This is a genomic window from Sphaerisporangium corydalis (assembly GCF_025506355.1).
Lineage (GTDB): Bacteria > Actinomycetota > Actinomycetes > Streptosporangiales > Streptosporangiaceae > Sphaerisporangium > Sphaerisporangium corydalis.
The window spans coordinates 56,399-68,277 of sequence record NZ_JANZYP010000024.1 but is presented as its reverse complement, the minus strand read 5'-3'; the positions used below and the strand labels follow the sequence as shown (position 1 = coordinate 68,277).

The window sequence follows — 11,879 nt, the reverse complement described above, 5'->3', positions numbered from 1 at the left end:
CGTTCAGTTCTTGTGCAGGGAGAGGCGGACGCGTGTCTTCCTCTCGGCGAGGTCCATGACCTCGTAGGCGAGCAGTGAGGTGGCCAGGGAGGTCAGCAGCACCGCCCATACGGTCGGGGTGTCCAGGAGCCCCTGCGAGCGGGCCAGCAGCGCGCCGAGCCCGTCGTTGGCGGTGAGGAACTCCGCGGTGAGCGCGGCGAGTACGCCGACGCAGGAGGTGAGCTTGGCCGCCAGCACCAGCTCGGGCAGGGCGATCGGGAGGGAGACGTGGCGCAGGATCGTGCCGGTGCCGCCGCCGGTCACCCGGATGACGTCGGCCAGGGCGGGCGGGATGCGCCACAGGGCGGCGCCGACCAGGGCGAAGGACGGGAAGAAGCTCATGACGGTCGCGGTGGCGACCGCCGCGCCGCCGCCGTACCCGAAGAACGTGGCGATCAGCGGGCTGAGCGCCAGCACGGGCACGCAGCGCATGATCATGCCGCAGACGCGGGTGAGCGGCTCCACCGCCGGGACCAGGTGGGCGAGGACGGCGAGCATGGTGCCGAGGGCCAGGCCCATGGCGGTGCCGGCGAGGGCGCGTGCCGCCGTGAGCGGCAGCGCGGACGGGTCGGTGACCACCTTGGCGGTGAGGCTCTCGGCCACCCGCGCCGGGTCGGGCACCAGCAGGGCGGGCACGGCGCCGCTGGCGCGCACGAGCACCCACACCGCGGGCAGGACGCACAGCAGGACGCCGTACCCGGCCAGCCGCCGGACGCCCGGGCCGGTCACGCGGCGCTCCCGGTGATCCCCCGGCGGCGCTGCACCGTGCGGGCCAGCCGGGAGAACAGGGCGTACACCGCCGAGGAGACCACCACGACCAGCACGCTGACCGCGCCCACCAGGTCGGCCTGGCCCTCGCGCAGCCCCGACACGAGCAGCACTCCCAGCCCCTGCTCGGAGCCGAACCACTCGCCGATCAGCGCCCCGAGGAGGGCGCCGGGCACGGCGAACTTGATCCCCTCGATCACGTACGGCAGGGCGCCCGGCGCCTCCAGCAGGACCAGGCGGCTCCACCGGCCGGCGCCGTTCACGGTGAGCAGGTCGCGCAGCCCCTCGGAGACGGTGCCGAGCCCGGCCTCGGCCGCCGAGAAGACCGGCAGGGCCACGCTGATGGCGGCGGCGATCACCGGGATGGCGTCGCGTTCCACCGACGCGGTGAGCAGCGGCCCGAGGGCGACCAGCGGGATCGCGTAGAAGATCAGCATCATGTGCTGGAGCGGGCCGCGCGCCCCGCTCGCGGTGCGGGCCACCCACGCCGCCACGGTCGCGAGCACCGCCCCGGCGAGCAGGCCGAGCGCGGCCTCCCGCAGCGTGACGGCGGACGCGGCGGCCAGCAGGTCGCGCCGGCCGGTCAGCACGCCGCCGACCTCGCCCAGGGACGCGACGTCGCCCCCGCCGCCGGCCGCGAGCCGGTTCCACGCCAGCAGTACGGCGGCCAGCAACCCCGCTCCCAGCAGGAACGTGCCGGCGCGGCGCCGCAGGTCAGGCATCGAGCGCCTCCATGCACTCCTGCACGGCGTGGTGGAACGCCTCGTCCGGCACGGCGGGCCGGGGCCGCGGCATCGGGACGGTGACCTCCCTGACGATGGTGGCGGGCCTGGCGGACATGACCACGATGCGGTCGGCGAGCATGACCGCCTCGTCCACCGAGTGGGTGATGAGGATGGTGGTCGGGCGCACGGCGGCCCAGATCCGTTCGAGCTCGCCGTTGAGGCGCCGCCGGGTGATGGCGTCGAGCGCGCCGAACGGCTCGTCCATCAGCAGCAGCGACGGCCGCATGACCAGGGCGCGCGCCAGGGCGGTGCGCTGCCGCATCCCCCCGGACGCCTCGTGGGGGCGCAGGTGGGCCAGGCTGGTCAAGCCGACCAGGTCCAGGATCTCGTCGACGCTTTCGGGGTCGGGCCTGCGTCCCGAGGCGCGGTAGACGAACTCCACGTTGCGCCGCAGCGAGGCCCACGGCAGCAGCGCGGGGTCCTGGAACACCATGCCGACGCGGTGCTCGCGCGCCAGGTCGGCCGGGGGGCCGCCCCAGCAGCTGATCGTGCCGGAGGTGGGCGACTCCAGCCCGGCCACCATGCGCAGCAGCGTGGTCTTGCCGCAGCCCGACGGCCCGATGATCGCCAGGAACTCCGACGCGCGGACCTTCAGGCTGACGTCCCGCACGGCGGGCACCAGGCGCCGGCCGGTGCCGTACACCTTCGACAGCGCCTGGCCGTGGACGGCGGCGTCGCCCTCGGGGGGCGCGCCGCGCTCGTCACGCGCTCCCATCGGGCCGTCCCGCGCCGAGGGCGTTCGCCGGGCGCCGCGCGCGCCCGTCCACCGGGACGGCGGGCCACCGGTCGGCCGGGGGCCCCGCCTCGTCGAGGTAGGCCTGCCACCGGGACCGCAGGAGCCGTTCCGCCGCCGCCGAGACGGGGTTGAGCTCGCAGCGGGGCTCGTCGGGCCGGGTCTCCCACGCGACCTGCTCGCGCTCGCCGATCCAGGCGTCCTGCTCCTGGATCTTGGCCAGCACCAGGCGGCGGAAGAACGGCTCGGCGAGCTGCCGCAGCCGCCTGGTGCCGCGCCTGGCCTTGATGTACAGGGTGATGTAGACGGTGACCCGGTCGCGCAGCTCGGGCCGGAAGAAGACCCACACGACCATGCCGTCCCCGAGGTGGGCGTGGTGGTGGGGGTAGTCGTAGTGGACCTCCAGCGGGTAGCTGACGGTGGAGGCGCCCCGGTCGGAGCCGAGCAGCATGCGGAGCACGCGCTCGGCCCTGCCCTGGCCGCTGGTCACCTCGTAGGCGCCGAAGACACGGTCCTCCTCCGCGGACAGGTCGCGCAGGTCCAGGTGGGACCAGGGCTGGTACTTGCGGTGCAGGTGGAAGTGCGTGTAGTCCATCCCGTTGATCAGGCCGATCCCGTAGTGGTTGGGGAAGACCCGGTCCTGCCGGAAGGAGAACCACGCGCCGCCGTCCCAGGCGGCGGTGTCGGGCGGCGGCGGGGGCAGGGGGTCCACGGGTTCGGGGACGAACCACACCAGGCCGCTGCGCTCGGTGACCGGGAAGGTGCGCACCCGCAGGCGCGGCAGCGCCGCGTCCGGCTCCCAGTACGGGATGCGGGCCAGCGTGCCGTCCGGGCCGAACTCCCAGCCGTGGTAGGGGCAGACGATGTTGCAGTCGCTCACCTCGCCCTCGTGCAGGGCGACGCGGCGGTGGGCGCAGGCGTTGTCGAGGCAGTGGACCGCGCCGGTGCGGTCGCGGAAGACGACGAAGGAGCGCCCGAGGAAGCGCACCTCCCTGGTCCGTCCCTGGCCCAGCTCGTCGGTGCGGCAGGCGGGGTACCAGCAGCGGGGGTCCACGCCGATGTCGCAGAGGTTGCTCATCTTGCTCCTCGCATCCGTTCACGAACCTGGCCGAGCAGGCGTGCCTGGTCGGCGATCCCTTCCCCCGCGCCGTACTCGCCGGCGGCGACGTCCCGGGCGAAGGCGTCGAGCTGGTACCGGTAGGAGGTGAACGGGCCCTCGCGCGGGGCCGGCGCGCGCGTGCCGGGCCCCCACCGCGCCCGGAACAGGCGGGTCGCCTCCGGGCCGGGCAGCACCGGCAGGAAGGGCGAGCTCAGCCCGAGGCTTCCCTCGGTCCCGGTGACGCGCGCGTCGCAGACGAACGCGGGCGACCGCAGGCTGGCCCACACCCGCGCCCGCACCGGCCCCGAGCGGAGCCGCACCTCGGCGGTCAGGTCCACCCCGGTGGGCCCGGTGCGCGCCCGGACCCCGGTCACCTCGGGGAGGGCCGGGGTGAGCCGGCGTACGAGGTCGAGGCCGTAGCAGCCGACGTCCATCAGCGCCCCGCCGTCCAGCTCGGCCGAGAGCCGCACGTCGTCGGCGCGCTCCAGCGGCCACCCGTAGTGGACCTCGACGCGGCGCACCTCCCCGACCGCGCCGCCGCGCAGCGCCGCGAGGACGCCGGCCAGGGCGGGGTGGGCGCGGTAGTGGTAGGCCTCGCGCACCAGGACGCGCCGGCGGCGGGCCTCGGCGCACAACTCGGCGACCGCGCCGGGGTCGTGGCCGAGTGGCTTCTCGCACAGCACGTGCTTGCCGGCCCGTACGGCCTCAAGCGCGAGCCGCAGGTGCCCGGCGTTGGGGGTGGCGACGTACACGGCGTCGACGTCCGGCCGGTCCAGCAGGTCGGGCCAGGCGCCCGAGGCGGGAATGGCGCGTTCCGCCGCGTAGGCGCGGGCGCGTGCGGGGTCGCGGGAGGCGACGAACGCCACGGTGGCCGGGGAGCCGTCCCTGATCGGCTGGTGGACGGCCCATTCGGCGATCCAGCCGGTGCAGGCGAGCCCGAGCCTGACGGGACGGGTCTCGCCCGCCTGGCCGGCCACCTCACTCCCGTTCCCCCGGGGCGGCCCGGATCAGGCAGCGTTGCAGCCAGCGGTCGCCGCCGTCGTAGCGGGGCCCGTAGCCGGTGCGGCCGTGGACGACGTGGGTGTTGTCGATGAGCAGCAGGTCCCCCGCCATGAGGGTGATCTGCGTGGTCCGGTCGCGGATGCCCTCCTTGAGCGCCAGCAGGGCCCCCCGGTGCTCGGCGTCCACCGAGCACACCGCGTCGGCGTAGTTGAAACGCGGCCGGCCGCGCCACTCGGTGGCCACCGGCTTGGGCTCGGTGGTCGTCCCTCCGGGGAGCTCGAAGGCGTACGCGGGCTCGGCCAGCGCCCGTCTCACGCCGGAGTCCAGGCCGGCCCACACGTCCAGCAGGTCGCAGGCCAGGGTGCGGGCGCGGTCGTCGTGCCGCAGGCAGAGCAGCGCGAGGGCGTCGGGGGTGGTGGGGCGGAACGCCGTCTCGGTGTGCATCTCCAGGTGGACGGCGTTGCTCGCGTTCTGCCGCCCGGCCTCCGAGCGCAGCGGGTACAGGTTCTGCACCCGGTCGCCTCCGTGCCAGTCGGCGAACGAGACGACCTCGCCGGCCAGGCCGGCGACGGCCAGCAGCAGCGGTTCGGTCCCGACCGGCCGCCGCACCTCCACGTACGGCCGGCCGGGTGTCGGCGGGAGGCGGCCGGGGATCCGCACCCCGGTGACGCGCAGCAGGCCGGCCCGCCCGAGCAGGCGGCCGAAGCGCACCACTTCGGCCGCCAGATCGGGCGCGACGAAGGCCAGTCCGGGCGCCTCGGCCCGGGACCGTTCCGCCGCGCGGTACGCGTCCCCGGCCAGGGCCGAGGACCAGCGTGCGATCTCGCCGGCGGTCTCCTCGGTCAGGCTCAGCTCCGCGCCGCGCGTCTCCAGTTCAGGCAAGGCTGAATACCCCCGAGAAGACGGGCAGCCCGTAGTGGTCGATGATCTCGTTGAACCGGACGTGCACGTCGATGAGCTCGTCCAGGTCGTACATGAACGGGATGCTCTCCTGCTTGACCACGAACGCGGTGAAGACCGTGGGCGAGGGGACGACGCCCAGCTCGGCGATCCTGCGCAGCCCGCGCAGGGTCTCCTCGGCGGGTTCGATCCCGGCCAGCAGGCAGCTGCCGACGTTGTGGGCGCCGAACACCTCCACCGCGTCGGTGAACACGTCCACGTAGTCGTCGAAGGTGATGTCCGCCTTGTACCCGTGGATGAGCCGGCGGCGGTAGTCGGAGCTGACCACCTCGATCCCGCTGTTGAAGCGGGACACACCGGACTCCCGCAGGGTGTTCAGGTATTCGAGCCGGCGTTCCCTGTGCCCGATGAGGCTCGGCGGGATCACCTGCGAGACGTAGATCCCCTCCTGGTAGCCGGCCTCGCGCAGCGTCCGCGCCATCCGGCAGTGGCGGTCCAGCTCCACCGCCTCGTTGGTGATGCTGCCGGTGCACAGCCAGACGATGTCGTACTTGGTGTGGAAGTCCTCGGCGTGCTCGCCGACGTAGGTCAGGCACTCCTCGAAGTTGGCCTTGTAGTTGCCGGTCTTCGCCTGCTGGACCGACAGCACCTCCCACTCGCTCTCCTTGAAGCAGAAGTCGCAGGAGTAGGCGCAGTAGGTGTGGTAGTCGAAGACGAAGCTGCGGGTGCCGTTCTCGCGCAGCAACCCGAAGTTGTACATCCCGGTCGGCGCGCGGTCCTCGTCCACGAACTGCTCGCAGTCGACCCCGCGCTCCTCGCCGTTGATCAGCGCGCTCAGCCGGGAGCCGTCGAAGACGAACGGGGACGACTGGCTCACCCGCACCGTGATCTTCTTCTGGAAGCCGGGGCCGCTGATCACGATCTCGATGCGCGGCAGCACCTGCCCCAGGATGGGGAGCCGGATCTCGGTGGTGGCGAAACGCACGCCGTCGCGGAGGGCGCCGAGCCGGAAGACCTCTTCGATCCGCACCCGATGCAGGTTCTTCAGTTCCACTGGTGTTCGGGAATCGCGGACGGTGTCACGTTTCATGAAGTCCTCCACCGGGGAGATGGATCGCCGGGCGGGCGAAGGGGTCACTTGTCCAGCAGGCGCAGGGCGTTCTCGCCGAGCAGGGCGGGGCGCAGTTTCGCGGGAAGCCCCTCCAGCACCGGCTCCCATTCCTCCCGGGGCCGGAACGGCGTCCCCGGGTGCGGGAAGTCGGTGGCCAGCAGGACCCGGGAGTGGAGCTCTTCGGGGAGCCGCTCCAGCCGTTCGCCGAGGCCCGTCGAGAAGAAGAAGGTGTCCCGCTCGTACAGGTAGTGGTGCGGCAGGTGGTCGGGGGTGGGCCTGCCGGTCTCGCGCAGCGTCTCGTAGGACTCCTGCGCGCGTTCGAGCCACGCGGGCAGCCAGCCGATGTTGCACTCGTGGAAGGCGAATCGCAGGCCGGGGAACCGGTCGGGGACGCGGGCGTCCAGGAGCCCGGCCAGGAAGAGCTGGCCCGGCAGGATCTCGTTGACGTGGTTGAAGAAGGCGCCGGGGCCTGAGGAGTGCACGCTGGTCGGCAGGGGCAGCGGCAGCAGGTGCGGCACGGCGACCTTGTGCAGGTGGACCACCATGCCGTGGTGCTGCGCGGCGGCCCAGAACGGGTCCAGGCGCGTGTCGAGGTGGCCCGTGACCCCGTGCGGGAGCATGACGTGCCGGAACCCGGCCGCGTCGAGCGCCTTCACCTCCTCGGCCAGGCCGAGGAGCGGGGACAGGGAGAGCTGCCCCACCGGGACGATCCGGCCGGGGTCCGCCGAGGCGTAGTCGGCCATCCACCGGTTGTAGGCCCGGAAGTGCGCGACGGCGTACGGGGAGGCGGGGTCGACCTCCCTCGGCCAGATCAGCCCGAGCGACGGGAACAGCAGCGTCGCCTCGATGTCCTGCTCGTCCAGCCACCGCACCCGCGCCGCGCCGTCGTAGGACGCGGGCGGGCTCGACTCCAGGAACGACGCGTACTCCTTGAGCTGCAGGGTGTTCCAGTCGTGGATGGGCTGCTCCGGGTCGTACGGGACGCCGCCGAGCCTGCGGATCAGCCGGGAGGGCCGGCCCTCGATGATCAGGCGGTCGCCGTCGAGCCGATCGCGTTCCACCCGCAGGCAGGTGTCGCGGAACGCGGGCTCGACGTACTGCTCCCAGAGCGTCCCGGGTTCGATGACGTGGCCGTCGGCGTCGACGACCGGGTAGCCGTTCCACATGGTCCGAGTCCTCCAGGGCTGCGGCGTTCTCTCCTACTGGGCGGCGGGCTGACGGAGCGCCTGCTGGTAGTCGTTGGGGTAGTTCGCGTAACGCCGGTCGGAGACCAGGCGGCCGTCCGTCCGTGGCTCGCCGCCGAGCAGGCGGGTGGTGACGAGCATGCGCTGCAGCCACCGGTCGGTGCCGTCGTAGCTCGGGACGATGGCGTTGCGCCCGTGCACGACGCGGGAGTTGTCCAGCACGAGCAGGTCTCCCTGGGACAGCGCCACGTCGGTGGCGATGGCCAGCACCCGGCGGCCCAGGTCGTCCAGCACGCGCGCGGCCTCCTCCTCGACGGCGACGAGGTCGCCCACGTACTCGATCACCCGGGTGCCGTCCCGGTGGCTGATGATCGGCTGCGGTTCGGTGAGCCCGCGCCCGTCCACGATGACGAGGGGGTTGTCGGTCTCGAACGCGTAGAGCGGCCTGGACAGCACCGCGAGGGCGTCGTCGTCCAGGGAGTCGACCACGCGGGTGATGTCGGAGACCCTGGTCTTGGCCTGGCCGGTCGGGTCGCCGCGCAGGCAGAGCAGGGCGAGGTAGTCGGGGGAGACGTCGCGGAAGGGCGTCTCGGTGTGCAGGAGGAACTCCACCGCGTTGGAGCCGAACTGCAGGTCGCGGTGGGCGCGGATCGGGTACTTGTTGTGGACCAGGTGGCCGGAGTCCCACTCCAGGTAGCTGAACGGCTCGCCGAGCACGTTCACGGCGCTCGCGAGCACCGCCTCGGTGCCCACGGCGGTGAGGTCGGGCAGCGCGGAGAACGACCGCTCGGGCGTCGGCGGCAGGTCGGGCGTGATCGGCAGGTTCCTGACGAGCAGCGCGCCCGGCGCCTTCCCGCTCCGCAGGGCTTCGAGGGCGTCGCGCACCCGCTCCGGGAGCGCCTTCTCGGCCCGGCGGACCTGTGTGAGGAACGATTCGAACGCTTCATACGGATTCTCGGAGACGGGGCCGATCCCCCTGCGGAACGACTCCCTTTCCTCGCCGGAAATCTCGACGACGGGGATCTCTGTCAACGGCTCGCTCGATTTGGACATGGCGGTATCCGTTCCGTTGCGAAGGTTTCGCTTACCGTGGCCGTCATTCCGCCGGATGATTCGGTGGTCCGGCCGGCCGGCGAGAAAGGCCGATGAGAACGCGATCCCTGTGGTGGGCCGTGCGCCACTTCCTCCTTCCCGACCGCATTGACCGCCGGGACGCCGGCTTCATCGTGCTGATTAAACAGGCCACTTCTTGCCGCGTCATTGGGGGAAACCCTGAAACAGGTCGGCCGGGAGGAACCGGGACCCCGCCGCCCGGTACGGCCGCTGCCGGAGACCGGCCGGACCGGCCCGGTCCCCTACCGCGCCCGACCGGCTCAGTCCCGGCCGGCTCAATCCCGACCGGCTCAATCCCGACCGGCTCAGTCCTGGCCGGCGCCGCGCCGGTCGGCGGTCAGCCGGACCACCAGCTCGGTGCGGCTGCGGACGCCGAGCTTGCGGTAGGCGCTGGACAGGTGGCTCTCCACCGTCTTCACCCCGATCGCCAGCTCGTCGGCGATCTCCTGGTTGGTGCGCCCCTCGGCCGCCAGCGCCACGACCGGCGCCTCGGAGACCGTCAGCTTGTTGGGCGTGGAAAGGCGCGACCGCAGCACCGCCCGCTCGGCCCACCCCTCGGCCCCGAGCTCGGTGAAGATCCGTCCGGCCCGCTCCATGCTGCGCCGCGCGGCCTCCCGCCGGCGCAGCCGGTTCTGCGACCTGCCGAGCGCCAGCAGCGTGCGGGCCAGCTCGAACGGCATCCCGGCGGTGGAGAACTCGGCGGCGGCGGCCTCCAGCTCGGCGACGCCCCGCTTGGGCGACCCCGTGGCGGTCAGCAGCACGCCGCGCGCCCGCCCGGCCAGGCCCCTGGCCAGCGGCTGGTCGATCGCCCGTACGGCCCGTTGCATCCTCTCCGCGCGTTCGGCGGCCTGGTCATACCGCCCGACCAGCACCAGCGCTTCCACGTGGTCGGCTCCGGCCGTCGGGCAGACCACTTCGAGGACCGCGCCGAGGGAGCTGGACATCTGGTCGGCGGCGTCCAGGTGCAGCACGGCCGCCATCGGGTCGTCGCCGGACAGGTCGATGAAGCCGAGCAGCGCCCGCACGGTGAGCGCGGCCGTCCGGTGGCCCGAGGCGTGCGCCACCGACAGCCCCTCCCCGGCCAGCCGCCGCGCCCGGTCCAGCTCGCCCCGCAGGCTGAGCACCAGCGCCTCGGCGAACAGGGCGGCCGAGGAGGGCACGCCGGTCTCCTGGACGGCGTGGGCGGCCAGGTCGGCGTACCGCGCCGCCGCCTTGAGGTCGCCGGCCAGGCACTCCACCTCGGCGGCCCAGACCATCCCCCACTCGGCGGAGGCCTCGGTCCCGGTCTCGGCCACCGCGGCGCGCAGGGTGGCGAACGCGGCCTTGGCGGCGGGCAGGTCCCCGAGGCACCGGCACAGGTAGCCGTACATGTGCAGGGCCACCAGCGGCGCGCGGTCGCGGTCGCGGGCCCGCGCGGGCACCGGCAGCCCCACCGGGGCCGAGGCGTTGCACATGAACTCCAGCGTGGCCAGGACGATGACGGCGTCGTCGCGCGTCGCCCGGTCGCCGGTCCCCTCGGCGAGGGTCAGCAGCTCCCTGGCGTGCCCGAGCGCGGCGGCGAGGTCGCCCAGGTGCATGCAGAAGTACGTGAGGCTGGCCGTGATCGGGACGAGCAGCTCGGGGTGGCCGGCGATCTCGGCCCGGCCCCACTGGAGCGGCACGATCGAGCCCGCGATGTCACCGGAGTTGAAGATGGCCCGGCCCAGCAGGAAGAACACCTCGGCCCTGCCGGGCCCGGGCGGGCACCGGCGCAGGGCGTCCTCCAGAAGGGCACGGGCGCGCGTTCCGTCGCCGCCGGAGATCAGGTGGGCGGCGGCGGCGAGCTGGCGGCGCAGCCCGATGTCGGCCTGCCCTGAGGGGGTGAGGCGGGCGGCGTGCATGGCCATCTCGCCCGCGACCAGCGGGGCGCCCCGGGTGGCGGCGAGGGTCGCGGCGTCGTCCAGGGTGTCGGCCACCTCCGCGTCCGGTTCGCCGGCGGTCGCCGCGAGGTGCCTCGCGCGCTCCTCCGGGTCGTCGACCACCCGGGCGAGCCGGACATGCATATCGCGCCGCCGCAGCGGGCCCGCGACCTCCAGCACCGCGACGCCGAACAGCGGGTTGCGGAAGCGCGGGACCTCACCGTCGAGTGAGACGAGCCACTCGGAGGTCGTCTCCGCCAGCCCTTCGAGCCCGCCGGTCACGGTCTCGACCAGGCCGATGGTGGGCCGGGAGGCGCAGGCGACCAGGAGCGCCGCCTCGGCGGCGGCCGGGGACAGCGCCGAGACGCGCTGGCGGAGCCGGTGCCGCAGGCTCTCCGGCAGGGACATGGCGGCGGCCGGGTCGGACCGCTCGGCCCAGGCCCTGGCCATCTCCAGGCCGAACAGGGGATTGCCGCCGCACGCCTCGTGCAGCCGCCGCAGCAGGGGCCGGGTGAGCGCGGTGCCGTACCGGCCCTCCACGACGGCGGCCAGGGCGTCCGGGCTCAGCGGGCCCGCCTCCCAGCGGGTGACCCGCTCGGCGGGCAGCACCCGGGCGAGCGCCGGCCAGGCGTCGCCGTCGGGCCCGGTCCGCAGGGTGGCGAGCAGCTTGACGGGCTCGACGGTCAGCCGCCTGAGCACGAAGGCGAGCACGACCTCGGTCGCGGAGTCCAGCCACTGCAGGTCGTCCAGGGCGATGAGCACGGGCCGCTCGGCGCTCAGGCGCCTGACCAGGTCGAGGACGGCCATGGCGACCGCGCGCCGGCTGGGCGGCTCTCCTTCGGGCTGCTCCCACCACAGGGCGGTGGCGAGGGCCCTGCGCAGCGGCTCGCGCAGGCCGCGTACGGCCGCCGAGCCCTCCACGCCGTTGACCAGGTCTCCGAGGCCCGCGTAGGCGAGGCCGGTCTCGCTCTCGTCGGACCGGCAGGAGAGGACCTGGTACGACCGCCCGGCCGCCACCTCCAGCGCCGTCGACCAGATGGTGGACTTGCCGATGCCCACGTCTCCGCTCAGCACCGCCATCCAGGGCCCGGACGTCCCGCTGTCGAGCCACTTACCGATCATGCCGATCTCGCGCGCCCTGCCGGCAACTTCCATGGTTCCTCTCGACGGGAGGCACCTCCTCACCGTCGTCGATTCACAACGGTGCGGATTGTTCGACCGCAGCAATCAACAAACCATAACATTTC

General features: G+C 73.6%; 10 protein-coding genes. All 10 read right to left on the bottom strand.

The genetic code is table 11. The annotated features are described in order from the left end of the window. Positions 1-3: 3 nt before the first annotated feature. A complete protein-coding gene (locus NYZ98_RS18440; protein WP_262844044.1) occupies positions 4-768 on the bottom strand; it encodes an ABC transporter permease in 765 nt (254 codons plus the stop codon). Then, the gene (locus NYZ98_RS18435; RefSeq protein ID WP_262844043.1) at positions 765-1,529 is read right to left on the bottom strand and encodes an ABC transporter permease; all 765 of its coding nucleotides are present in this window, start codon (positions 1,527-1,529) and stop codon (positions 765-767) included. Before NYZ98_RS18435 ends, NYZ98_RS18440 begins: the two co-directional genes overlap by 4 nt. Further along, complete coding sequence (locus tag NYZ98_RS18430; protein ID WP_262844042.1) at positions 1,522-2,307, bottom strand: ABC transporter ATP-binding protein; 786 nt, start codon at positions 2,305-2,307, stop codon at positions 1,522-1,524. Before NYZ98_RS18430 ends, NYZ98_RS18435 begins: the two co-directional genes overlap by 8 nt. After that, a complete protein-coding gene (locus NYZ98_RS18425) occupies positions 2,294-3,403 on the bottom strand; it encodes a Rieske 2Fe-2S domain-containing protein (RefSeq protein WP_262844041.1) in 1,110 nt (369 codons plus the stop codon). Before NYZ98_RS18425 ends, NYZ98_RS18430 begins: the two co-directional genes overlap by 14 nt. After that, the gene (locus tag NYZ98_RS18420; RefSeq protein ID WP_262844040.1) at positions 3,400-4,401 is read right to left on the bottom strand and encodes a Gfo/Idh/MocA family protein; all 1,002 of its coding nucleotides are present in this window, start codon (positions 4,399-4,401) and stop codon (positions 3,400-3,402) included. Before NYZ98_RS18420 ends, NYZ98_RS18425 begins: the two co-directional genes overlap by 4 nt. A 1-nt stretch (position 4,402) precedes the next feature. Next, positions 4,403-5,308: a TauD/TfdA family dioxygenase gene (locus NYZ98_RS18415; protein ID WP_262844039.1), complete on the bottom strand. Its 906-nt coding sequence runs from the start codon at positions 5,306-5,308 to the stop codon at positions 4,403-4,405. After that, complete coding sequence (locus NYZ98_RS18410) at positions 5,301-6,416, bottom strand: radical SAM protein (RefSeq protein ID WP_262844038.1); 1,116 nt, start codon at positions 6,414-6,416, stop codon at positions 5,301-5,303. The genes NYZ98_RS18415 and NYZ98_RS18410 overlap by 8 nt, the downstream gene beginning before the upstream one ends. Before the next feature lie 44 nt (positions 6,417-6,460). Next, the gene (locus NYZ98_RS18405; protein WP_262844037.1) at positions 6,461-7,603 is read right to left on the bottom strand and encodes an amidohydrolase family protein; all 1,143 of its coding nucleotides are present in this window, start codon (positions 7,601-7,603) and stop codon (positions 6,461-6,463) included. Positions 7,604-7,636: 33 nt separating this feature from the next. Next, positions 7,637-8,674, bottom strand: coding sequence for a TauD/TfdA family dioxygenase (locus NYZ98_RS18400; protein ID WP_262844036.1), 1,038 nt, complete (start codon positions 8,672-8,674; stop codon positions 7,637-7,639). A 365-nt stretch (positions 8,675-9,039) separates the two neighbouring features. Continuing rightward, entirely contained in the window at positions 9,040-11,787 is a 2,748-nt protein-coding gene (locus NYZ98_RS18395; protein ID WP_262844035.1) for a helix-turn-helix transcriptional regulator, read from the bottom strand. Between the last annotated feature and the right edge of the window lie 92 nt (positions 11,788-11,879).

Bases quoted from the DNA above. Each gene is read 5' to 3' on its own strand.
- NYZ98_RS18405 (WP_262844037.1), bottom strand. From the start codon at position 7,603: ATGTGGAACGGCTACCCGGTCGTCGACGCCGACGGCCACGTCATCGAA.
- NYZ98_RS18395 (WP_262844035.1), bottom strand. From the start codon at position 11,787: ATGGAAGTTGCCGGCAGGGCGCGCGAGATCGGCATGATCGGTAAGTGG.
- NYZ98_RS18430 (WP_262844042.1), bottom strand. From the start codon at position 2,307: ATGGGAGCGCGTGACGAGCGCGGCGCGCCCCCCGAGGGCGACGCCGCC.
- NYZ98_RS18425 (WP_262844041.1), bottom strand. From the start codon at position 3,403: ATGAGCAACCTCTGCGACATCGGCGTGGACCCCCGCTGCTGGTACCCC.
- NYZ98_RS18410 (WP_262844038.1), bottom strand. From the start codon at position 6,416: ATGAAACGTGACACCGTCCGCGATTCCCGAACACCAGTGGAACTGAAG.
- NYZ98_RS18435 (WP_262844043.1), bottom strand. From the start codon at position 1,529: ATGCCTGACCTGCGGCGCCGCGCCGGCACGTTCCTGCTGGGAGCGGGG.
- NYZ98_RS18400 (WP_262844036.1), bottom strand. From the start codon at position 8,674: ATGTCCAAATCGAGCGAGCCGTTGACAGAGATCCCCGTCGTCGAGATT.